19 protein-coding genes, 1 tRNA gene and 1 pseudogene are annotated in these 23,388 nt (G+C 60.5%); 19 read left to right on the top strand and 2 right to left on the bottom strand.

All coding sequences use genetic code 11. The features are described 5' to 3' along the window. Window positions 1–35 precede the first annotated feature (35 nt). The 8 genes and pseudogenes from tviB to VL003_RS09100 all read left to right on the top strand — a co-directional run bounded on the left by tviB (window position 36) and on the right by VL003_RS09100 (window position 10,344). Window positions 36–1,310 (top strand): Vi polysaccharide biosynthesis UDP-N-acetylglucosamine C-6 dehydrogenase TviB, encoded by a 1,275-nt coding sequence (gene tviB, locus VL003_RS09135; RefSeq protein WP_325441751.1) that lies wholly within the window; start codon window positions 36–38, stop codon window positions 1,308–1,310. 17 nt (window positions 1,311–1,327) lie between these two features. Further along, entirely contained in the window at window positions 1,328–2,353 is a 1,026-nt protein-coding gene (locus VL003_RS09130) for an SDR family oxidoreductase (RefSeq protein WP_325441722.1), read from the top strand. Window position 2,354: 1 nt separating this feature from the next. Further along, entirely contained in the window at window positions 2,355–3,704 is a 1,350-nt protein-coding gene (gene murJ, locus VL003_RS09125) for a murein biosynthesis integral membrane protein MurJ (protein ID WP_325441720.1), read from the top strand. Window positions 3,705–3,758: 54 nt separating this feature from the next. Beyond that, the gene (locus VL003_RS09120) at window positions 3,759–4,853 is read left to right on the top strand and encodes a glycosyltransferase family 4 protein (protein WP_325441749.1); all 1,095 of its coding nucleotides are present in this window, start codon (window positions 3,759–3,761) and stop codon (window positions 4,851–4,853) included. Between the two features lie 64 nt (window positions 4,854–4,917). Continuing rightward, window positions 4,918–6,831, top strand: coding sequence for an asparagine synthase (glutamine-hydrolyzing) (gene asnB, locus VL003_RS09115; RefSeq protein WP_325441719.1), 1,914 nt, complete (start codon window positions 4,918–4,920; stop codon window positions 6,829–6,831). Next, a complete protein-coding gene (locus VL003_RS09110; RefSeq protein WP_325441717.1) occupies window positions 6,828–7,949 on the top strand; it encodes a glycosyltransferase family 4 protein in 1,122 nt (373 codons plus the stop codon). Before asnB ends, VL003_RS09110 begins: the two co-directional genes overlap by 4 nt. Window positions 7,950–7,959: 10 nt before the next feature. Next, a pseudogene (locus tag VL003_RS09105) lies at window positions 7,960–8,976 on the top strand (glycosyltransferase); the annotation flags it as partial. A 150-nt stretch (window positions 8,977–9,126) separates the two neighbouring features. Beyond that, a complete protein-coding gene (locus VL003_RS09100; RefSeq protein ID WP_325441747.1) occupies window positions 9,127–10,344 on the top strand; it encodes a glycosyltransferase family 4 protein in 1,218 nt (405 codons plus the stop codon). A gap of 78 nt (window positions 10,345–10,422) precedes the next feature. Here VL003_RS09100 and VL003_RS09095 read toward each other — a convergent pair whose 3' ends face one another. After that, on the bottom strand, window positions 10,423–11,814 hold the full coding sequence (locus VL003_RS09095) for a phosphomannomutase/phosphoglucomutase (protein ID WP_325441715.1): 1,392 nt from the start codon (window positions 11,812–11,814) through the stop codon (window positions 10,423–10,425). A 158-nt stretch (window positions 11,815–11,972) separates the two neighbouring features. Here VL003_RS09095 and VL003_RS09090 point away from each other — a divergent pair, with 158 nt between their 5' ends. Continuing rightward, a complete protein-coding gene (locus VL003_RS09090; protein ID WP_325441713.1) occupies window positions 11,973–13,388 on the top strand; it encodes an FAD-binding oxidoreductase in 1,416 nt (471 codons plus the stop codon). Window positions 13,389–13,411: 23 nt separating this feature from the next. Here VL003_RS09090 and mutM read toward each other — a convergent pair whose 3' ends face one another. Then, the gene (gene mutM, locus VL003_RS09085; protein WP_325441711.1) at window positions 13,412–14,239 is read right to left on the bottom strand and encodes a bifunctional DNA-formamidopyrimidine glycosylase/DNA-(apurinic or apyrimidinic site) lyase; all 828 of its coding nucleotides are present in this window, start codon (window positions 14,237–14,239) and stop codon (window positions 13,412–13,414) included. Window positions 14,240–14,324: 85 nt separating this feature from the next. On the opposite strand from mutM, the gene VL003_RS09080 reads away from it, so the two are divergent. From VL003_RS09080 to dctP, 10 genes are all read left to right on the top strand, one after another. Next, window positions 14,325–16,088 carry a tetratricopeptide repeat protein gene (locus VL003_RS09080; RefSeq protein ID WP_325441710.1) on the top strand — a complete coding sequence of 588 codons (1,764 nt, stop codon included), beginning with the start codon at window positions 14,325–14,327 and terminating at the stop codon, window positions 16,086–16,088. Continuing rightward, window positions 16,088–16,678 (top strand): lipoprotein insertase outer membrane protein LolB, encoded by a 591-nt coding sequence (gene lolB / locus VL003_RS09075; protein WP_325441708.1) that lies wholly within the window; start codon window positions 16,088–16,090, stop codon window positions 16,676–16,678. Before VL003_RS09080 ends, lolB begins: the two co-directional genes overlap by 1 nt. Window positions 16,679–16,686: 8 nt before the next feature. After that, window positions 16,687–17,673, top strand: a complete 987-nt coding sequence (gene ispE / locus VL003_RS09070; RefSeq protein ID WP_325441706.1) for a 4-(cytidine 5'-diphospho)-2-C-methyl-D-erythritol kinase — start codon at window positions 16,687–16,689, stop codon at window positions 17,671–17,673. A gap of 1 nt (window position 17,674) precedes the next feature. Beyond that, window positions 17,675–17,751 (top strand) — tRNA-Gln (locus VL003_RS09065). 112 nt (window positions 17,752–17,863) lie between these two features. Continuing rightward, entirely contained in the window at window positions 17,864–18,814 is a 951-nt protein-coding gene (locus VL003_RS09060; protein ID WP_325441704.1) for a ribose-phosphate pyrophosphokinase, read from the top strand. A 105-nt stretch (window positions 18,815–18,919) separates the two neighbouring features. Beyond that, window positions 18,920–19,549: a 50S ribosomal protein L25/general stress protein Ctc gene (locus tag VL003_RS09055; protein ID WP_325441702.1), complete on the top strand. Its 630-nt coding sequence runs from the start codon at window positions 18,920–18,922 to the stop codon at window positions 19,547–19,549. A gap of 161 nt (window positions 19,550–19,710) precedes the next feature. Further along, on the top strand, window positions 19,711–20,370 hold the full coding sequence (gene pth / locus VL003_RS09050) for an aminoacyl-tRNA hydrolase (RefSeq protein WP_325441700.1): 660 nt from the start codon (window positions 19,711–19,713) through the stop codon (window positions 20,368–20,370). After that, on the top strand, window positions 20,360–21,130 hold the full coding sequence (locus VL003_RS09045) for a CPBP family glutamic-type intramembrane protease (protein ID WP_325441698.1): 771 nt from the start codon (window positions 20,360–20,362) through the stop codon (window positions 21,128–21,130). Before pth ends, VL003_RS09045 begins: the two co-directional genes overlap by 11 nt. A 53-nt stretch (window positions 21,131–21,183) precedes the next feature. Beyond that, window positions 21,184–22,275 carry a redox-regulated ATPase YchF gene (ychF, locus tag VL003_RS09040; RefSeq protein ID WP_325441696.1) on the top strand — a complete coding sequence of 364 codons (1,092 nt, stop codon included), beginning with the start codon at window positions 21,184–21,186 and terminating at the stop codon, window positions 22,273–22,275. A 201-nt stretch (window positions 22,276–22,476) separates the two neighbouring features. After that, the coding region (dctP, locus tag VL003_RS09035; RefSeq protein WP_325441694.1) for a TRAP transporter substrate-binding protein DctP at window positions 22,477–23,388 on the top strand (912 nt) is incomplete at its 3' end.

Below are 23,388 nucleotides of genomic sequence, written 5' to 3'. Positions count from 1 at the left end.
TATTGTTTCCAGACCTGAAAGTGGGAGATTCGATTTTGCAACTACAAGACGTGAAACTGGCCGTGGTCGGCCTGGGTTATGTGGGGCTACCCTTGGCGGTGGAATTCGGCAAGAAGCGTCCGGTCCTGGGTTTTGATATTAACGCCCAGCGTATTGCTGAACTGAACGAAGGCCGAGACCACACGCTCGAGGTCGAACCCGAAGAGTTGTCGGAAGCGAAGCAGCTTGAGTTTACGCATGAGCCCGAGCTGCTGGCCCGGGCGAATGTCTTTATCGTTACCGTGCCCACGCCTATTGACGAGTATAAGCAGCCTGACCTCACCCCCCTGATACGGGCCAGCGAAACGCTGGGCAAGGTGCTTAAGCGGGGCGACATCGTTATTTACGAATCGACGGTATACCCGGGCGCCACCGAAGAAGAGTGCGTGCCCGTGCTTGAGCGGGTGTCGGGCCTGCGTTTCAACGAAGATTTTTACGCGGGCTACAGCCCCGAGCGCATCAACCCGGGCGACAAGCAGCACCGGGTATCGACCATCAAGAAAGTCACCGCAGGGTCGACGCCTGAAATTGCCGAGCTGATCGACCGGTTATATGGCGAGATCATTACCGCAGGCACCCATAAGGCATCGTCGATCCGCGTGGCCGAGGCAGCCAAGGTGATCGAAAATACCCAGCGCGATGTCAACATTGCCCTGATCAACGAGCTGGCCCTGATATTCAACCGTTTGGGTATCGACACCCAGGCGGTGCTCGAGGCTGCCGGCACTAAATGGAACTTTCTACCGTTTCGCCCGGGCCTGGTCGGGGGGCACTGCATTGGGGTCGACCCTTACTACCTGACGCATAAGGCACAGTCCATTGGCTACCACCCCGAGATCATTCTGGCCGGACGCCGCCTGAACGACGGCATGGGCAGCTATGTGGTTTCGCAACTGATCAAGGCCATGACCAAGCGTCGCCTCCAGGTGCAGGATTCCAAAGTGCTGGTCATGGGCCTTGCCTTCAAGGAAAACTGCCCCGACCTGCGCAATACGCGGGTGGTGGATATTGTGCGCGAGCTGGCCGACTACAACATTCAGGTCGACGTCTACGACCCGTGGGTGGATCCTGCCGAAGCACAGCGCGAGTACGGCATTACCCCGGTCGACAAGCCCGAGCCTGGCACCTACGACGGCATCATTGTGGCCGTGGCGCACAAGCAGTTCACCGACATGGGCGCAAAGGCCATTCGCGCACTGGGCAAGGACCAGCATGTGCTTTACGATCTTAAGTACATCATGTCGGCCGACGAGTCCGACTTGCGCTTGTGATCCAACAGAGAGGTCTTATGAGCAACCGCTATCTTGAAGTTGTTGAGTCGCTGCGAGAAGAGCCCAAGCGCTGGCTGGTAACCGGCTGCGCCGGCTTCATTGGCTCCAATCTGCTCGAAACCCTTTTGGCGCTTGGCCAGAAGGTGGTGGGGCTGGATAATTTCGCCACCGGGCATCAGCGCAACCTGGACGAAGTCGAAAAAACCGTGGGCGCCGACAAATGGGCTAATTTTGCCTTTATCCAAGGCGATATTCGCGACCTGGACACCTGCCGGCGCGCCATGCAAGATGTCGACTACGTGCTGCATCAGGCCGCGTTGGGGTCGGTGCCACGTTCTTTGCAAGACCCCATCACCACCAACGACGTCAATATTTCAGGCTTTCTGAATGTGCTGGTCGCGGCCCGCGATGCGCAGGTGAAGTCGTTTGTTTATGCCGCCTCCAGCTCGACCTATGGCGACCACGAGGCCCTGCCCAAGGTCGAAGACCGCATCGGTCGTCCCTTGTCGCCTTACGCCGTCACCAAGTACGTGAACGAGCTATACGCCGACGTTTTTGCGCGTTCATATGGTTTTGGCAGCATTGGTTTGCGTTACTTCAATGTGTTCGGCAAGCGGCAAGACCCCAATGGCGCATACGCTGCGGTCATTCCCAAGTGGGTGGCCGCCATGATCCGCGGCGAAGAAGTGGTCGTCAACGGCGACGGCGAAACCAGCCGTGATTTCTGCTTTGTCGAAAACGCGGTGCAGGCAAATATTCTGGCGGCCCTGGCCCAGCCCGAGGGCGTCAACCAGGTGTATAACGTTGCGTTCAATGCGCGCACGACCCTGAATGAACTGTTCCAGTATTTGGCGGAAACGCTCGACAGCCAAGGCGTGAAGTACGACAAGCCCCCTGTGTACCGCGATTTCCGCGCCGGCGACGTCCGCCACTCTCAGGCCGACATCAGCAAGGCTAAAGAGCTGCTCGGCTACGAGCCCATGCACAACATCGTTCAGGGGCTTGAAGTGGCCATGCCGTGGTATACCCAGTTCCTGCGCTGACTTGAAGACGTTTTCGCAAAGGCTTTCGGGGCTGCACGCAGACCACCGCCGGATCGCGCGCGGTGCCGCCCGGGTGGCCTTTTTTCTTTTGCTGGGCAAGGCGGCGGGCGCGCTCAAGGAAATGGCGGTGGCGTACCGCTATGGGGTCAGCGACATCGTCGACGCCTACCAGTTCACGCTGACCATGGCCGGATGGCTGCCCGTTACCTTGGTGGGCGCCTTGTCGGTGGTGCTGATTCCAGTGTTGGTGCGATCCAGGCGCGACGAGCGCAAGGCGCGTACGGCGTTTCTGGGCGAGCTGCAGGGCTGGGCCTTGTTGGTGGGCGTGGGGCTGGCCGTATTCAGCTATGTTGCGTGGCCGTATTTGCTGGAAATGGCGGGGCAAGGTTTGGACCCACATACTCAGCGCCTGACCTCGCAACTGATGGTGGCCTTTGCCCCTGCTGCGCTGCTTACCCTGATGACCGGTGTCAGTGCAGCACGGCTACGCGCGCACGAGCGGCATATCAATACCTTGCTCGACAGTGTGCCGGCCGTGGTGATTCTCATTTGGGTCATGCTGGCGGTCACTGTCGACAATGTAGGCCCCTTGTTGTGGGGTACGTTGGTCGGCTACTTTATTCAATCGGTCTGGCTGCTGTGGCTGGCCTCTCGGGCCGATGGCATGTGGGCCCGGCCCAGGCTGGGGTTTACCGCGCACCAATGGCCCGAACTGGTGAAGGCCGCCGGTGTCATGCTGGTGGGCCAGATTGCAATGAGCTTTGTCGGCCCCATCGACCAATACACAGCGGCCAATCTTGGGGCTAACGCCAACTCTACATTGGGGTACGCGGCCAGGCTGCTGTCCTTGGTGCTGGGCATCGGTGCTGCATCAGTGGGCCGTGCGGCGCTTCCCGTGCTGGCCGACGTTCATGGCCGGGGTGATGTGGCGCATGCGCGGGCCGTGGCTTTGAAATGGTCGGTGTGGATGCTGGGGGCGGGGGCGGTGGCGGCGGCAGTGGGCTGGCTGCTGGCTCCGTGGGGCGTGGCCCTGCTGTTCGAGCGCGGCGCCTTTACCGCGCAAGACACTCAGGCCGTGGCCCATGTGTTGCGCTGGGGCTTGCTGCAACTGCCTTTTTACTTTGGCGTCCTGATTCTTGTGCAGTTGCTGGCCAGCCAAAACCGGTACCGCATCATGGCGGCCATTGCGGTGGCCAATTTTGCCATCAAGGCCGTGCTGAACCAGGTGCTGGCGCCCTCCATGGGCACGGCGGGCATCATGCTGGCAACCAGTTGCATGTATGCCTTGTCGTATAGCTGCTATGTATTTGTAGCCTTGCGTTCACCCGGGGCGGTGTCCGCAAGGCGTTGAGTTTGTCATCAGGGTATTAAATTGTCTGGCTCTTCTGTTCGCTCACCTCATTTAATGATTGTCATCCATTCGCTCAGCGGCGGCGGCGCCGAGCGTGTCGCTGCCGATCTGGCCGCTTATTGGGCCGATCGCGGCTACCGTGTGTCGCTGGTCACCCAGGCCGCTGAGTCCTCCGATGTGTACGCGCTAGATTCCAGGGTTCAGCGTTTTGTGTTGGGAACCGTGGGTGAAAGCGGTGGAACCGTGTCGGGCATTGTGGCCAACCTGCGCCGGGTCTGGAAGCTGCGGCGCTTGATTCGGCGCGAGAAGCCCTCGTTGATATTGGGAATGATGACCACCTCGTCGGTGCTGGCGGTGCTGGCCGCCCGGGGCTTGAAGGTTCCGGTGATTGCAACCGAGCATACTCATCCGCCCTCGCAGACCATATCGCCTTTTTGGCAACGCTTGCGCCGCTGGGCGTATCCCAAGGCCTTGCGGGTGGTGGCCCTGACTTCCGGTACAGCTGCCTGGCTGGAAGAACATGTGCCGGGCTCCAGGGTTTGCGTCATTCCCAATGCGGTGCGTTGGCCATTGCCGGAGGCAGAGCCTGTTGTCGCGCCGCCGGCGCGCTATGGTCGTCGACGCTTGCTGGCCGTAGGGCGCCTGCACGAACACAAGGGCTTCGACCTGCTGATTTCGGCATTCGGGCAGTTGGAGGGGTATTTCCCCAATTGGGATCTGGTCATTTTGGGTGAGGGCGAGTGCCGCGAGGCTCTGCAGCAGCAAATCGACGACGCGGGCCTGAGCGCTCGAGTGTCCCTGCCGGGCCGTGTCGGCAATGTCGGGCAATGGTATGCCGAGTCCGATCTTTACGTGCTTAGCTCGCGGGTCGAGGGGCTTTCCAATACATTGCTCGAGTCGATGGCCAGCGGCCTGGCGGCCGTGGCTTTCGATTGCGACACCGGACCACGCGAGATCGTGCGGCATGGCATTGACGGCGCATTGGTTGAACCGGCTGAAGACGTCGAGGCCTTGGCCGCCCACTTGTCAGACTTGATGGCCCACGAGAACAAGCGTCTGTCGTGTGCGCGCCGCGCAACCGATGTGCTCGACCGGTTTTCTACGGCTCGGGTCATGGCGTTGTGGGACGAAGTGCTGCATGCTCGTTAAGCGTTGCATGCCAGGCCGGCGTGTGCAACGCACTTCTTGAATACAAGGCAAACAAAGGCGAAACATGTGTGGAATCTTGGGGGCCTGGGGGCCCATGCCGAACAAACAGGCCGCGATTGCGGAAGGTTGCAAGCGCATGCAGCATCGCGGCCCCGACAGCAGCGGCTATTGGCAGGACACCCCCGCGCAGCTTGCCCTGGGCCATGTAAGGCTGGCCATTGTCGACCTTAGCGAGGCTGGGCATCAGCCCATGCCCAGCCACTGTGGCCGGTACGTGCTGGTGTTGAACGGCGAGATCTACAACCACCTTGAGCTGCGGGCGTCGCTTGAGCAGCAAGGGTGCGTGGCCGCGTGGCGTGGGCATTCCGACACCGAGACCCTGGTCGAAGCCTTTTGCGCGTGGGGTGTGGAAGCCACCCTGCAGAAAATGACCGGCATGTTCGCCTTGGCATTGTGGGATCGCCAGCAGCGCACGCTTTCTCTCGCCCGTGACCGTTTCGGCGAAAAGCCCTTGTACTTGGGCTATGCGGGCGGAACATTCGTTTTCGGATCCGAGCTTAAGGCCATGGCGGGCCTGCCTGGGTTCGATCATGACATCGACCGTCAGGCGCTTACTTTACTGATGCGCCACAACTACATTCCCGCGCCCCTCAGTATTTATCGTGCTGTGCGAAAGCTTACCCCGGGCACGTGGCTGCAGTTGGATGAAGCTGCGCTTGGCGGCCGCAGTGTGCCGTCTGCCCGCGCCTACTGGTCGGCCGAAAAAATTGCGCTCAATGCAATGGATCAGCCGTTGCTGTTCGACACCGATCAACAGGCCGTTAATGCATTCGAGAATGTGGTGGGATCGGCGGTGCAGGGCCAGATGATGGCCGACGTTCCGCTTGGCGCCTTTTTGTCGGGGGGCATCGACTCGTCCACCATCGTGGCATTGATGCAGGCGCGCAGTGCCAACCCCGTCAGTACATTTTCCATTGGCTTTGATGTCCCGGCTTTCAATGAAGCCGAGCATGCAAGGGCAGTTGCGCAGCACCTTGGTACGCAGCATCACGAGCTTTATCTGTCTGCACAAGACGCCCTGAACATGGTGCCTGCGCTGTCTTGCACGTATGACGAGCCATTCGCCGATTCATCGCAGATTCCGACCGCCCTGGTCGCCCGTATGGCAAAACGGGACGTTACCGTGGCCTTGTCGGGCGACGGCGGTGACGAACTTATGGGGGGTTATTCGCGTTACTTTCGGGCCGCTCAATGGTGGGCGCGTCGCGAAAGCATGCCCACACTGTTGCGGGGCCCGATTGCAAAGGGCTCGGGCATGTTGGCAAGGGTGCTGCCCGAAGGGCGATGGAGCGAGCAGGCTGACAAGCTTTCTCAGGCATTGAGCACCGAGCACTCGGGCCTGTTCTACAGGCAGTTTGTGTCGTACTGGAAGCAGCCGGAGCAAGTGGTGATCGGCGGCTCTGAGCCAAGCGGTGCGTTTCATCGTAATTTGACTCTACCGTTTTTTGATCACATGACCCTGCTGGACACCATTACCTATATGCCGGACGACATTCTGGTCAAGGTCGATCGGGCAGCCATGGCGGTCAGCCTTGAAACCCGGGTGCCGTTGCTGGATCACGAGGTTTACGAGTTTGTGCGGCGGCTGCCGCAACGCTATAAATATCGCAACGGCCAAAGCAAGTGGTTGCTGCGCCAGCTTTTATACAAGCATGTGCCGCGGGCCCTGGTCGACCGGCCCAAGAAGGGCTTTGGCGTGCCGCTTGCGGTTTGGCTGCGCGGGCCGCTAAAAGACTGGGGCCACGCTTTGCTGGAGCCTTCCAGGCTGAAGCAGCAGGGCCTGTTCCAGGTTCAGCCCATCCAGCAAAAATGGCAGGAACACCAATCCGGGAGGCGCGACTGGAGCGCCCATTTGTGGGGCGTTCTGATGGCGCAGGCCTGGCTGGACGACACAGCCTCCCAGAGGCAGGCACCGTGAAAATACTGTTTTTGGTCAGCTCGCTGAATACCGGAGGCGCAGAGCGGGTCGCCACGACGCTGGCCAGCGCCTGGGTCGAGCGCGGCGACGACGTTACCCTTGTGTCTACGTACCCCAAGCGGGGCGAATGCTTTTATCCATTGAACCCGGGCGTGAAGCTGGTGTGGATTGCCGATCTTTTGAACGCGGCCGGCAACCCTGTCAGTGTCACTGCGGCAAAGCTGCGTCTGATGCGCAAGCTGATGCGCGACCAACAACCTGACGTCGTCATTTCGTTCCTGACCAATGTGAATGTCATGGCGCTGCTGGCTCATTGGGGCCTGAAGGTGCCTGTCATCGTCTGCGAGCGCACCAACCCCGCTGCAGCGACCAATAGTGGGGCAGTGCTCAAGCTGATGCGGCGTGTCACTTACCCGTGGGCCGACATGGTTACCGTGCAGGCTGATTCCAGCGTCGAGCCGTTTCGACGAATGGTGCCTGGCATCCGTCGGCTCGAAGTCGTACCCAACCCCTTGCCCCCGGCGCTGCTTGAGCGCGAACCACCCTCTGCGAAGACGCAGGGCGGCAAGCAATTGGTGGCCATGGGCCGACTGGTGCCGGCCAAGCAGTTCGATGTATTGATCGAATCGTTCGCGCGCGTTGCAGCTCAACAACCCGACTGGAACCTGACCATATACGGCGACGGCCCCCTTCGCGATGTCTTGCTTTCCAAGGTGGCGGGCTTGGGTCTGCAGTCGCGCATTGCATTGCCGGGTCGCAGCAACACACCCTGGGACGAGCTGTCAAAGGCCGATGCATTCGCCTTGTCGTCGGCGGTCGAGGGCTTTCCCAATGCATTGCTCGAAGCCATGGCATTGGGCCTGTCGTGCATTGCATTCGACTGCCCCAGCGGCCCGGCGGAAATGTCGCGGCAAGGGCGCGATGCGCTGCTGATACCGTTAGGTGATACCGCAGCGTTTACGCAGGGTTTGCTGTGCCTCATGGAAGATGCGGCTTTACGGGCCGAGTTGGGACAACGAGCAGCGGTATCAGTACGAAATCGCTATGCGCTGCCGCGCGTGCTTGAGCGATGGGACGAGATCATGAGGCAGGCGGGCGTGGCCCGTGCTGCCCACTGAAAGGAAACGCATGGCCGACACCACGCCTTTGCATGTTGTTCACATTATTTCGGGCCTCGGGCAAGGCGGGGCTGAAACCGTGCTGCACCGCCTGGTTACCGCGCCGGGGCAATCGACCCGCCACACAGTGGTGTCCATGGGCTCCGCGGGCGTGTTCGGCCCGCGGCTGCAAGAAGCCGGTGTACGGGTAGTGACGCTGGACATGCCGGCGGGCCGCTTGACATGGTCCGGCCTAAAAAGCCTCTATCGTTTTTTGCAAGTCGAAAGGCCCGATGTGGTTCAGACCTGGATGTATCACGCTGATCTGGTCGGAGGCATTGTGGCCCGATGGGCCGGCGTGCGTGCCGTGTCGTGGGGCATTCGCAATTCGGGCGCCAACCTGGAAAAAAGCAGCCGCCTGACCAACGTCATTGCCTGGGTGTGTGCGCGGCTTTCGGGGCTGGTGCCGGCGGGCATTATCGCCTGCGCGCAAGACGCCGCCGGGCGCCACGAAGCACGGGGCTATCGTGCAGACCGTATGCAGGTCATTCCCAATGGCTACGACTTTTCCCGCTGGGTGCCGCAGCCCGGTGTGCGTGATCGCTTGCGTGCCCAATGGGGGCTGGCAGACGGCACTCCGGTCATTGGCAGCGTTGCACGGTGGAATCCACTTAAGGACCACGCCAACCTGTTGGAAGCCTTGGCGTTGTGCCTGCGGGTTCAGCCTGATTTGAAATGTGTGCTGGTGGGGCAGGGCGTGTCGTCCGACAACCCGGCCCTTATGTCTTTGGTCGACCGCTTGAACCTGCGCAGGCACGTTATTTTGCTGGGCCGCCGCGACGACGTGCCCGACATCATGGCTGCGCTGGATGTGCACGTACTGTCCAGCTGCGCCGAAGGTTTTCCCAATGTGGTGGCCGAGGCCATGGCTGCAGGCGCGGCCTGCGTCGTCACCGACGTGGGCGACGCGGCACGCATCGTGGGCGATTTTGGCTGGGTGGTTCCGCCGGGTGATGCGTCAGCGCTGGCGAAGGGCATAGAGTCTGCGCTTGCAGAGCTTGGTACGCCCGCCATGCAGCAACGCCTCGCCGCGGGAGCAGAGCGGGTGCAAAGGCTGTACAGCCTGTCTACCATGGTATCGGCTTACGATCGCAATTGGCGTCAACTGGCGGCGCAGCATTCGACTGCAGGCGCGCAGCTGTCGACCTATGACGCGGTCGGCCAGAGCGGTCAGGCCCAGCCGGGCTCCAGGCCACGACGTCTGCTGTTTGTGGTGAATAATCCCGCGTTCTTCCTTTCGCACCGCAAGCCCATCGCCGTGGCCGCCAAGAACGCGGGTTACCAGGTTCATGTGGCCACCATGGCCGGAGACGCCGCCTCTGACATTGTGGCGCTGGGTTTTCAACATCACGAGATCCCCATGTCGCGTAGCGGCAAGAACCCAATGCAAGAAGGCGCAACCCTGTTCGCGCTTTGGCGGCTGTTTCGCAAGCTGCAACCCGATATTGTTCATGCGGTCACGATCAAGCCGGTGTTGTACGGCGGCATCGCGGCGCGTTTGGCAGGCGTGCCCAGCTATGTGGCGGCCGTATCGGGCCTGGGCTTTATCTTCATGCGCAAGCGGCAACGTTTTGATTTTTTGCGTTGGGCCGCGCTGCAGCTATATCGCCTGGCGCTGGGGCATCGCAATAGCCGGGTCATTTTTCAGAACACGGCAGATCGTGATGTATTGCTGCAGGCGGGGGCGGTGCGCCCGGAACAGGTCGTGCTTATTCGGGGCTCGGGCGTTGACCTGCAGGCCTTTGCGGTGGCGCCGGAACCGCCGGAGCCCATCGTTGCCGTGATGGTGTGCCGGTTGCTGGCCGACAAGGGCGTGCGAGAGTTCGTTGAAGCGGCGCGTCTGTCGTTCACGCGTTCCCAGCGCATCCGCTGGGTTTTGGCGGGCAGCATTGACAGCGGAAACCCGGCCGGCATATCTACCCATGAGCTCGAGGCCTGGCGAAAGCAGGGCATGGTGGACTGTGTCGGCGAGCAATCGGACGTCGCTGGCCTGTATGCGCGTTCGCACATAGCGGTGCTGCCGTCTTATCGAGAAGGCCTGCCCAAGTCGCTGGTCGAGGCGGCCGCCTGCGGCAGGGCGGTGGTTACCACCGATGTACCAGGCTGCCGCGATGCCATCGAACCGGATGTGACGGGCTTGCTGGTTCCTTCCCATGACGCGGCGGCGTTGTGTTCGGCGGTGCAACGTCTGGCTGACGACCCCGAGCTGCGGCAGCGATTCGGTGCCGAGGGTCGACATCTTGCCGAACGTGCGTTTGACATCAGGCTGGTGGTGCAGCGGCACCTTGAGCTGTACCAGACCCTTGTTGACGCGTCGGGCTCAACCCATAAGTTTGAGCCTTCAGACCTGGACTGATGCGAGTGCGCCTTGCCGCTCGAGCGCTGTAGCGGCGGCCGTGCGCCGGGCCCGCTACGCGGCCCCGGCGCACGAAAGCTAGAAAGGAAGCTTTGCGTTGCCCGCCAAGGGCGTAAGTGCGGCACGAAATTCCTGCTGGATGCGGTTCAAGGCTTCCTGGCTGTCGGCTTCAAAGCGCAGCACGACCACCGGCGTCGTGTTCGAAGCGCGGGCCAGGCCGAAACCGTCTGGGTACTCGGCACGCACGCCGTCAATGGTGTTGATGCTGGTCGAGCTGGGGAACCTGGCCTCGGCTTGCAAGCGGGCAATCAGGACGTGAGGCTGGCCTTCCTGCATTTCAAGTTTTAGCTCGGGGGTTGAAATATCTTTGGGCAGGGCTTCAAGCACCGCCGACGGATCCGCACTGCGTGACAAGATTTCGAGCAGGCGGGCGCCGGTATACAGGCCGTCGTCAAAGCCAAACCAGCGCTCTTTGAAAAACGTGTGGCCGCTCATTTCACCGGCCAGCGGTGCATTGGTTTCAGCCAGCTTGGCCTTGATCATCGAATGGCCGGTTTGCCACATCAGCGGCTTGCCGCCGGCCTGGGCAATGGATGCCGCAACGTGCCGGCTGCACTTGACGTCGAAAATAATCGTGGCGCCCGGAACGCGCGAGAGCACGTCGCGCGCATAGAGAATCAATTGGCGATCAGGCCAGATGATTTCGCCGGCTTTGGTGACTACGCCCAGGCGGTCGGCGTCGCCGTCAAAGGCCAGGCCGATCTCGCAGTCGGTGTCTTTTACGTGGCGGATAAGGTCTTGCAGATTGTGCGGGTCGGCAGGGTCGGGGTGGTGGTTGGGAAAGCGGCCGTCGACCTCGCAGTACAGCTCATCAACCTCACAGCCCAGCGCACGGAACAACTGCGGCGCGACAGCGCCGCCCACGCCATTGCCGCAATCGATGGCGATTTTCATGGGTCGTGCCATCTTGACGTCGGACACGATGCGTTCAATGTAGTCGCCGACCAGATCGAGCTTGCGGCGAGTGCCCGGGGTGGCTTCGCGGGTGGGGTCGATTTGCAGCATGGCTGCTTTAAGCCCTTGCACGTCGTCGCCGTACAGGGTCTTTCCGCCCATCATCATCTTGAAGCCGTTGTAGTTCGAAGGATTATGGCTGCCGGTAATGGCAACTCCCGAACCTGTGTGCCGCACATGGGCGCCAAAATACACCAGGGGGGTCGGCACCATGCCGATATCCAGGCTGTCGATCCCTTCGGCGTTAATGCCTTCATGAAGCGCGTCGGCCAGGTCGGGGCTGCTGAGCCTGCCGTCGTAACCGATGACCAGGGTATCGATGCTTTCGCGCTTGGCGCGTTGAGCCAGAGCTTGGCCCAGCAGGCGTGCAAAGGGCGCATTAAGTTGCTCGGGCACGATGCCGCGAATGTCGTAGGCCTTGAATACGGCATCGGGCAAAGAGGGGGTCGACGTCACGAGGTTTCCTTTCAAATTCAATTCCGGCTTGCCGGCTGATTATTGCATAGGGTCGTGACAGGCGGCGCGGCACGTTTCGGGCGCGGAGGCGCGTCTACACAGAGCGGCTAAAATGAAATGGCAATCTACGCCGCTACGGCGCACAGTAAAGGTAAGTAATGACACAACTGAATGAGCTCGTTGAGATCCTGGGTTCGGCCCACGTGCTGACCGGCGCCGATGCGGCGCCGTTTGTCGAAGACTGGCGCGGGCGCTATCGCGGCCAGGCACTGGCAGTGGTCAGGCCGGGCAACACTCAAGAGGTTGCTCAGGTGATCAAATGGTGTGCCGCCAACGATGTGCCGGTGGTTCCGCAGGGCGGCAACACCGGCTTGTGCGGCGCTGCCACACCTGATTCCAGCGGTACGGCCCTGGTTCTTTCGTTGGGTCGCCTGAACCGGATTCGCGGCATCGATACCGATAACGACACCATGGAAGTCGAGGCCGGATGCATCCTGCAGGCAGTGCAGCAGGCGGCACGCGATGCAGACCGTTTGTTCCCCCTAAGCCTGGCGGCCGAAGGCAGCTGCACCATCGGCGGCAACCTGGCCACCAATGCCGGCGGCACCCAGGTGCTGCGTTACGGTAATGCACGCGACCTGGTGCTGGGCCTTGAAGTGGTGACGCCGCAGGGCGAAATCTGGCACGGCCTGCGGGGTCTGCGCAAAGACAATACCGGCTACGACCTGCGCAACTTGTACATGGGCAGCGAAGGCACCCTTGGCGTCATTACCGCTGCCACCCTCAAGCTGTATCCGCGGCCGGTGGCCCAATGCACCGCCCTGGTGGCGCTAAGTTCGGTCGACGATGCCGTTGCCTTGCTTTCTGCTGCGCGCCGGGGTTTTGGTGCGGCACTAACCGGTTTCGAGCTGATTGCCGGCTTTTGTCTGGCCCTGGTCAACCGGCACTACCCGCAGCAACGCCTGCCTTTTGAAGGTGAGTCCGCCCAATTGCCCTGGTATGCCCTGCTTGAAATTTCTGACAGCGAAAGCGCCGACCATGCCCGGGAACGTTTCGAGACCATCGTGGGCGAAGCATTCGAGGCGGGGCTGATTGCTGACGCCGTCATTGCCGAGAACATCTCGCAAAGCAAGGCCTTATGGCATTTGCGCGAAAGCATTCCGCTTGCCGAAAAAGACGCCGGCAAAAGCATCAAACACGACGTATCGGTGCCCGTCTCAAAGATGTCTTCCTTTATTGACGCCACCAACGCGGCCTTGCAAGCACGCTTTCCGGGCATTGAGCATGTTATTTTCGGGCACCTTGGCGACGGCAACCTGCATTACAACGTGGCGCGCGGCCAGGCCTTTGCCGAAGACGAGCTGCTGGCGAACCAGGACGCCGTGTACGAAATCGTGCACGACAACGTCTACCGGCTGGGTGGGTCGATCAGCGCCGAGCATGGGGTGGGGCAGCTTAAACGCGATGTGCTGCCCAAATACAAAGACCCGGTTGAAATGGCCCTGATGCGTAGCATCAAGCAAGCGCTTGACCCGCAAGGCATCATGAACCCAGGCAAGGTGCTGAACGCGTAAGCGGCGCTGTTGCGCCGGTTGCGTTACCGGCGTTGGCAGCCGGGGCAAAAATACGTGGCCCGCTGCCCCTGCATCATGCGGCGTATGGGGGTGGCGCAAACCCGGCAGGGCTGTTTTTCGCGGTCATAAACGGCGGCGTGAATGTCAAAGTACGAGCCGGGCTGGCCCGTGGCGTTGACGTAGTCCCGCAGCGTGCTGCCGCCGGAATCCAGTGCATCGTTCAAGGTGTCTTGTATGGCCAGACAAAGCCGCTGGCAGCGTTTTAGCGATACCCGCCCGGCTGCTGTGGCCGGGTGGATGCCCGCCCGAAACAGCGCCTCGGAAGCATAGATATTGCCCACCCCGACCACAATGTCGCCCGCCAGCAGCGCCTGTTTGATGCTGATGCTTCGACCGCGTAGCCGTCCATGCAAATAGACCGGGTCCAGATCAGTTTCAAGAGGCTCGACACCCAGCTTTGCCAGCAAAGGGTGGGCAAGCACCGGCCCATCGGCCGCATTGTGCCAAAGCACGGCGCCGAAGCGACGCGGATCGTGCAACAGGAAGCGGGCGTGGTCGAATACCCATTCAACATGGTCGTGCTTGCGGCGGGGCTCGTCCAGCGTGACGCTGCGCAATGAGCCGGACATGCCCAGGTGAATGATCATGCTTCCATGATCAAAGTTCAGCAGCAGGTATTTGCCTCGGCGCTGGCAAGCCCGCACCACCTGGTCAGCGACCAGGTCGGACAGGTTCTGGGGTATGGGCCAGCGCATGCGTGGTTCATGAACCAGCAGGCGGCGCAGCTTATGGCCGGGCATGATCGTCGCAATTCCGCGACGGGTGGTTTCAACTTCTGGGAGCTCTGGCATGACAGGGTGATAACATCGCTAAATCTGATAAATGTATTTTCGCCAATTTGCGCTTTTGTATCGACGCCGCAGCGGCGGTTCATGAATGAAACTATCGAGTCTTTTGTTTTGGGCGGCATCAGCAGGTTTGTGTGTGCAGTTTCCCGCCACGGGGCTGGCCGCGCAAGGCGAGGTCGTCGAGCAGATACATTTGCGCGCCGGCGAACCGCCGGCCGTGGCGCTTACCGCCGACCTGCTGTACCGACTCCTGCTCTCTGAAATTGCTGCTCAACGCGGAGATTTCGACGTGGCCAGCGAGCAGTATCTTAGCCTGGCCAAAGATACGTCTGACCCGCGTCTGGCGCAAAAGGCCTTTCGTGCGGCCATTATCGACCGAAACATGGCGCGGGCAAATGAAGCGGCCCAGCAATGGGTGCTGCTGGCCCCGGGCGACCCCGAGGCCGTAGCCAGTTCGTTGGCGCTGGCGGCCTCGAACGGGCAAACTTCGGGCATGGCGTCGGCGCTTTGGCAGCGCATCGAGCAAGCCGACGACAAAGACACCGCCATTTTGCAGGCGGCGGCCATTATCTCAAAGCTCAACGACAAGCAGGTGGCGCTCGATGTGCTCGAACGCACCTTGCGTGCGCCGGTAAGGTCGTTGCCGATTTCCCACGTGGTGCTGGCTGACGCGGCCTGGGCCGCGGGCGACGCCACGCGTGCGCTGGGCGAAGCCCGTAAGGCACAGGCCCTTGACCCGCGGCTTGAGTCGGCCGCCCAGCGGGTGCTGGAGTACGGCATGAGCGTCAACCCCGAGGCTGTTCTTGCCGAGACCCGGGCGTTTGTGCAGGCCAATCCAGAGTCTGGCAAAACCCAGTTATTGCTGGCTAACCATTTGGTGCGGCGCGGCGACTTCGACGGGGCATTAAGGGTAGTGCACGATTTGCGTCGGCGCACTCCCGAAGACTTTGACCTGCTTTACACTGAAGCCGAAATCAATTTCCGTGCCGACCGCTTCGACGCTGCGCGCAGCCTGCTGCTGCAATACATAAATGTGCAGACCCAGCGGCGGCAGTCTATTGACGACCGAGCATCCGATGCCGTGGACGATGCGTCGGACGCGCGTCTGATGCTGGTCAAGATCGCCGAAAAACAGGGCGACCTCGCCGAAGCCATACGTCAGCTCGAGCTTATCGATGACCCGTCCTTGGTTTTTCAGGCTCGTATCCACAAAGCGGTGCTTGAGGGCCGCCAGGGTAACCTGGCTCAGGCCCGCCGCACCCTCGACATGCTTAAGCCGGTCGACGATCGCGAGCGTGCGGTTATTGCCCTGACACTGTCTTCCATCTTGCGCGAAGCCGGTCGCACGGAGCAGGCCGTTTCGGTGTTGGTGGCGGCCGATAAGGCGCTTCCGAACACATCTGAAATAAAATACGACCTTGGCATGCTTTACGAGCGGCAGGGCCGCTACGAGCAATTCGAGGCCATGATGCGGCGCGTTATTGAGCTGGAGCCTGACGACGCCAATGCCTACAACTCGCTTGGTTACACCTTTGTCGATCAGGACACGCGGCTGGATGAGGCGCGAGATCTGCTCGAGCGCGCACTTGAGCTCGAGCCCGACAATCCCTACATTCTTGATAGTGTGGGCTGGTATTTTTATCGCATCGGCGACTACCCGGCCGCACAAGAGTACCTCGAGCGTTCGTACAAATTGATGCCGGCTGCCGACGTGGCCGCCCATCTGGGCGAAGTCCTTTGGAAGCAAGGGCGGCGCGACCAGGCGCAGCGCGTTTGGCGTGCGGCGCTCGAAACAGACCCCGGCAACGAAGTTTTGAACAAAACGATGCAGCGCTTTGGAGTATCCCGCTAATGTCGGCAGCCGGCTTTCGAACCCGTCGCCGATTCGTTGCCGCAGGCATGATCCTGACCGCGGCCGTGATTGCCGGCTGCGCAACGCCGCAGCGCATCGGCGGAGAGGTTCAAGGTCCGTCATTTGATCGCACCGGCCGCTTCGCGCTGCTGGTTGAGCATCGGGGCGGAGACCGCGACTCGGTTCAGGGCGGCTTTGCCTGGCGCGACACCCGGGCGCGACAGTGGCTTGATCTGGCCAACCCCTTGGGCAGCACCCTGGCCCGTATTGAAGTCACGCCGAATCTGGCGGTGCTGACACGCTCTGACGGCACCACCGATCAGGCGCCGCACGCCGACGCGCTGGTTGAGCAAGTGCTTGGCAGCCCCATTCCTGTCGAAGGTCTGCGCGACTGGCTCCATGGGCGCTTGGCGCCGGGGGCGGCCGAGCAGGTAGAAAAAGACGCCGAAGGCCGGTTGGCGCGCTTCGTGCAAAACGGCTGGCAGGCCGAACTTTCACGTTATGACACTTTGGGCCCCCGTCTGCTTCGCCTACGGCGCGCGGAAACCGCACGCGACATCAGCTTGCGCCTGGTGATCGACGGACAGTAGTGGCCGGTATGCGTTTGTACGATGTGCCGGCACCAGCCAAGCTCAATCTTTTCCTGCACGTAACAGGGCGTCGCGATGACGGCTATCATCTGTTGCAGACCGTATTTCGTTTTGTGGACCTTGCCGACACGCTGAGTTTCGAGCGACGCACAGACGGCGTGGTCGAGTGCGAAAACTCGTTGCCGGGTTTGGCGCCTGAAAATGATCTGATCCTGAAAGCGGCCAGGGCGCTTCAGCAAGCCACCGGCACCAGGCTCGGCGCGCAAATTTCCTGCGTCAAGAACATACCGGCCGGCGGCGGCCTGGGCGGCGGCTCCAGCGATGCCGCAAGCACGCTCATCGCCTTGAACCGTTTATGGGAAACCGGCTTGAGCCGGCGGCAACTGATGGAACTGGCGCTGCCGTTGGGGGCAGACGTGCCGGTGTTTATATTTGGCCGGGCGGCCTTTGCGCAAGGGGTTGGCGAGCTGCTTACGGCTGTCGACCTTCCCGAACGCAGCTACGTTATTGCCCGACCCGCACAACATGTTTCGACTATTGATGTATTTGCAGACCCAGACTTGACACGCAATACAAAAAGCATCAAAATAACGGTCTTTACTGATTGGCTGGAACGCAACGCAGGGTTGAATAGAGTAAACCCAGGAGTTGCAAACCCAAAGGTTGCAAACCCGGGAGTTGTAAAGCCAGAGGAAGCGGGCTTATTTAGCCTTGGCGAATTTGGCCGCAACGATCTAGAGCCGGTTGTACGGGCACGGTATGAAAAAGTAGAAAAAGCCTTGGCTTTTTTTGCGAAACAAAACATACAGGCACGCATGAGTGGTTCGGGTGCTTGTATTTTTGCTCAGTTTGCAACGTACAAGCAGGCTGTTTTTGCCCAACAGCAAATAATCGGTAAAATACCCAACTGTGGCGACACAGGGCCGGTAATAGATGCAGTGTGGGCCTGTCGCGGGTTGGTTAATCACCCCTTGCGCTACTGGACCAAAGATTAATTGGGGAATCGCCAAGCTGGTTAAGGCACTGGATTTTGATTCCAGCATGCGAAGGTTCGAATCCTTCTTCCCCAGCCATTTACGCAGCCACGGCACAGGCCCTTGGCGCGAACAACAAGCTGTTGAGTCTGTGCGCTTCGCCGGCGCGCGTCAACAGCTTTATTATTGACGCCGCGGAATCCCATCCATCATGGCAAATGACAGATTCATGATCTTCACCGGCACCGCCAACCCCCGTTTGGCGGTTGACGTTGTCAATCATCTGGACATGTCGCTCGGCAAAATGACCGTCGGTCGTTTTTCAGACGGCGAGGTCATGGTTGAAATCAACGAGAACGTCCGCGGTAAAGACGTCTTCGTTCTACAGCCCACCTGCGCGCCCACCAACGACAACCTCATGGAAGTCATGGTCATGGTCGATGCGTTGCGCCGGGCGTCGGCAGGCCGCATCACGGCTGCCATTCCGTATTTCGGTTATGCACGGCAAGATCGCCGGCCAAGGTCGGCGCGTGTTGCCATCTCGGCCAAGGTCGTGGCCAACATGCTGCAGGTTGTGGGCGTTGATCGCGTCATGACCATGGATCTGCACGCCGACCAGATACAAGGTTTTTTCGATATTCCCGTCGACAACGTTTATGCCGGCCCCATTTTGCTGGGCGACATCTGGCGTCGCAATTACCAGGACGTGGTCGTTGTGTCGCCCGATATCGGCGGCGTGGTGCGTGCCCGGGCTCTGGCCAAGCAGCTTGAGGCCGACCTGGCCATTATCGACAAACGCCGCCCGCGTGCCAATGTGTCCGAGGTCATGAACATTATTGGCGAAATCGACGGCCGCACCTGCATTATCATGGACGACATGGTCGATACCGCCGGCACGCTGTGCAAGGCCGCGCAGGCTCTTAAAGAGCGCGGCGCCCGCGCTGTCTATGCCTATTGCACCCACCCGGTATTGTCGGGTGGCGCCATCGACCGCATCAAAGATTCCGAACTCGACGAGCTGGTCGTGACCGATACGATTCCGTTGTCCGAAGAGGGCAACGCCTGTGCCAAGATCCGCCAGCTTTCCTGTGCCTCGCTGTTGGGTGAGACCATACTGCGCATTTCCAACGCCGAGTCGGTCAGTTCGTTGTTCGTCGAGTAAAAGTTAGACGCCGTTCTGCTGGTCGCGGCAGGCGGCGAAAGCGCGCAACGCGATGCGTTGCGTTTGTAAACGGGGCAAAAGCCCCTTTGTATTTGGAGCATTTCCATGAAATTCAACGCCACTTTGCGTAGCGTCCAAGGTACGGGTGCGAGCCGCCGCCTGCGCCGCGCGGGCAGTGTTCCCGCCATTGTTTATGGCGGAACCGAACAGCCTGTCAATATCGAGCTGGACCACAACGAAATCTACCACGCCCTGCGTAAAGAAGCGTTCCACGCTTCGATTCTTGACATGCAGCTCGAGGGCAAGTCGCAGCAGGTTCTGCTGCGTGCCGTGCAATGGCACCCCTTCAAGCAGCAGGTCTTGCACGTTGATTTTCAGCGCGTGCTGGCCAAGCAAGCTATTACCACCAAGGTGCCCCTGCACTTCATCAATGGCGAGAACTCGCCGGCCGTGAAGGTTTCCAAGGCTATTATCAGCCATGTGCTGACCGAACTTGAAATTACCTGCCTGCCAGGCGATCTGCCTCAGAGCATTGAGGTCGACCTGGGTGCGATCGAAGCTGGTGCCACACTGCACTTGGCCGACATCGAGCTGCCCAAAGGCGTAACGTTCGTGGGTCAGGGCGAAGCCGCCAACCCCGCACTGGCTACCGCCATGGTCAAGGGCGGCGGTGCTGCTGCCGACGACGCCGACGACGCTGCCCCTGCAGCCGGCGACGAGTCCGCAGCCGAGTAGTCACGCCGCCTTCGGGCCCCTTTGCATGCGGCATGCCCGCGTGCAAGGGCGCTTCGCTCAACCCCCTCTGGTGTGTACCACAGGGGGTTTTGTTTTAGTTCGCTGTTCCGTTTGCATTACGATAGACGCTTTGAATTCAGCAGCCTTACTTTGGTAGTTTCATGAAGCCACCCATTCGCCTGATTGTCGGTCTGGGCAATCCCGGCCCCGAGTACGAAGCCACGCGACACAACGCCGGTTTCTGGCTGGCCGATCATCTGGCCGACGACCTGCACGCCTCATTCACTCTTGAAAAAGCATTTTCCGCATGGGTGGCAAAAGCGCGTGTTGACGGCGAGGTCGTACTGTTGGCCAAGCCCGCCACGTTCATGAACCGTTCGGGCCAGGCGGCCGGTGCGCTGATGCGCTTTTACAAGCTCGTGCCCGAACAAGTGCTGGTGCTGCATGACGAGCTCGATCTTGTTCCGGGGCAAGTAAAGCTTAAGCGGGGTGGCGGTCACGCCGGCCATAACGGCTTGCGCGATATACAGTCGGCTTTCTCGACCCCTAATTTCTGGCGCATGCGTCTGGGCATTGGGCATCCGCGCGACCTGGGCCTTGCGCAGCAAGTGGCGGCCTTCGTACTGGCTCCGCCGCGACGCGACGAACTGGCCGAAATCGAAAAAGCCATCGAGCGCAGCCGCGTTGCTGTGCCGGCATTGTTGCGCGGCGAGTTCGACGCGGCCATGCGTCAGTTGCACGGTGGCAATAGCGGTAATGGCGCTGAAACCAAAAGCGCCGGCAAAGTGGGCAACGCCCCCGGCGGTGGCAATGGCGGTTAACTCGGCATCCAGGTTGCCGTTTCGCCAAGAGTGGCGGGATTTCCTGCGCTTTGTCGTCAAGCCTGCACTGTCGCCTCGGCCGGCAGGGCGTCGGCCCGGCCATGGCGAATGGTCCGACTGGTTTCCCAATGTGTCGATCGGCCGCCTTCTTCAATGGGCGGGGGTGTTGTGGGCGATCAACCTGCTTTTTCTTGGTCCCATTGCCCTGGCCGCAGCAGGTGCCGGCGGGGCCGAACACAGGCTCAATCTCGGCAATATCCCATGGATGCACGCCCTGATCTGGGCGCCGATTATCGAAGAGCTGACCTTTCGCTATGGCCTGCGTCAACCCGCCCGCGCGATCTGGGTGGTACCCGTTTGCGTGGTCGCCTTGCTTGCCGGGCCGCAGGGCTACGCCTTTGCGCTGGCGGCTGGGGTCGTGTTGCTGTGCTGGTGGCCTTTTTTAAAACGGCCGTCACGCAGGCTTGCCGCCTTGCCCTTGCGCTGGCGTCGTGCTTACCGTGCGGTGTTTCCTCTGGTGGTGCATGGCTCGTGCCTGCTATTTGCGGCCGTTCATCTGAATAACTTTTCGCTTAACCAGACGCCTTGGTGGTTGATGCCCTTACTGGTTTTGCCCCAATGGCTTACAGGGCTTGCGCTGGCCTGGCTACGCGTGCGGCGTGGCATTGGGGCCTCGGTGCTGTTGCACGCTATGTTCAACGGCGGCCCCTTGCTGCTGGTATGGCTGGTGTTGCAGTGGATGCCGATGCCGCCAAGTTAGAATAGACCCCATTTTCCAATAACTTCTCGCTTCTTTCATTATTCAGGACACCCATGGCTTTGCAATGTGGCATTGTTGGCTTGCCCAACGTCGGAAAATCAACTTTATTCAACGCCCTGACCAAGGCAGGCATTGCGGCGGAAAACTACCCGTTCTGCACCATTGAACCCAACGTCGGTGTGGTCGAAGTGCCCGACGCACGGCTCGATGCGCTGGCCGAAATCGTCAAGCCCGAGCGCGTCCTGCCCGCAGTGGTCGAGTTCGTGGACATCGCAGGCCTGGTGGCCGGAGCCTCGAAAGGCGAGGGCCTGGGCAACCAGTTCCTGGCTAATATTCGCGAAACCGACGCCATTGTTCACGTGGTGCGATGCTTCGAAGACGAGAACGTGGTGCACGTGGCCGGGCGGGTCGACCCCATCTCCGATATCGAGGTGATTAACACCGAGCTGGCCCTGGCCGACCTGGCGTCCGCTGAAAAGGCCTTGCTGCGTCATCAAAAAACAGCGCGTTCGGGCGATAAGGACTCCATCAAGATGGTGGCGGTGCTTGAAAAGATCATTCCTGTTCTGAACGAAGCGCGGCCTATTCGCTCGCTTGCGCTCGACGAAGACGAGGCCGCCCTGATCAAGCAGTTTTGCTTTATTACCGCCAAGCGATGCATGTACGTGGCAAACGTGCGCGAAGACGGCTTTATTGACAACCCGCACCTGGATGTCGTGCGCACGTACGCCCAGGGCGAGCACGCGCCGGTAGTGGCGGTATGTGCTGCCGTTGAGGCTGAAATCGCCGAGCTCGAAGACGAAGACAAGGCGGTGTTTCTTGAAGACATGGGCATGGACGAACCCGGACTGAACCGGGTGATTCGGGCCGCATACACCTTGTTGGGCCTGCAAACCTACTTTACGGCGGGCGTCAAAGAGGTTCGCGCCTGGACCATCCACATCGGTGACACCGCGCCCCAGGCGGCGGGCGTCATCCACACCGACTTTGAGCGCGGTTTCATTCGCGCTCAAACCATTGCCTACGACGACTTCATTGCCTGCAAGGGCGAGCAGGGCGCCAAAGAAGCCGGCAAGATGCGGGCCGAGGGCAAAGAATATGTGGTCAAAGACGGTGATGTACTGAATTTCTTGTTCAACGTCTAAGCCAAGTACCCTGCGAATGCGCCATGGGGCAAGCCCTAGTGACAAAGCGGTACGATTTGTGCCAGACTAGCCAGCGTGACTGACCAATGCCGAAAGATCCCCAGGTTTTTTTCGCGCATAAAGAATCAAGGCCTTGGCGGCGTGCGTTATGTGGCGTTGCCGCCGGTACAAAATATAAAACAGTAAACAGGAGACAACCCCATGACGCTTTTCACCAGAATTGCCGGCGCTCTTGCTGTCAGCGCCTTGTTCGCCGCCGCGCCGGCCACTGCAAAAGAGGTCGTGCTTCGGGCCGTGGCTTCGTTTCAACCGGGCTCCGAAATCGAACGTCCATTTGCGCGGTTTGTTGAAAAGGTCAATGCCGAAGGCAAGGGCCTGGTGCAGATCAACCACATGGGCGGCCCTTCGGCCATTCCCCCATTCGAGGTCGGCAACTCGGTGTCTTCGGGCGTCATCGACATGGCGTTTGTCACAGCCGCTTTCTACACCAACCTGCTGCCCGAGGGCGACGGCCTGAAGCTGGCCGAACGCCCCATACAAGAACTTCGAAAGAACGGCGGCTGGGAATACATCAACGAGCTGCACAACAAAAAAATGAACGTCTGGTACCTGGCGCGTACCGGCGATGGCGTGCCGTTTCACCTTTACGTCAACAAACCTGTAAACAAGGCCGACCTTAGTGGGCTCACCTTGCGCGTCACGCCTGTGTATCGCGCGTTCTTCGATGCGCTCAATGCCAACAGCGTGCAAACCGCACCGTCCGAGGTCTACACCGCGCTCGAACGTGGGGTGGTCGACGGCTACGGCTGGCCCATTCAGGGCGTGCTCGACCTGGGCTGGCACGAGGTCACCAAAGCCCGAGTCGACCCAGGTTTCTATAACGTCGACGTCAATGTGCTGGTTAACCTCGACAAATGGAAGTCGCTCTCCGACGAACAGCGTGCCTTCCTGAACAAAATGGCCGAATGGCTGGAAACCACCAACGCCGAAAACGAGCAAATCAACAAGGCCGAGGCCAAGAAACAAGCCGATGCGGGCATGGTGGTGTACACGCTTGAAGGCGCCGAGCGCGACAAATGGCTCAGCACTGCACGCGAGGCCGGCTGGGCACAA

It is taken from the genome of Pusillimonas sp. (assembly GCF_035515275.1).
Taxonomy (GTDB): Bacteria; Pseudomonadota; Gammaproteobacteria; order Burkholderiales; family Burkholderiaceae_B; genus Pusillimonas.
This window is presented reverse-complemented; position numbering and strand designations above follow the sequence as displayed.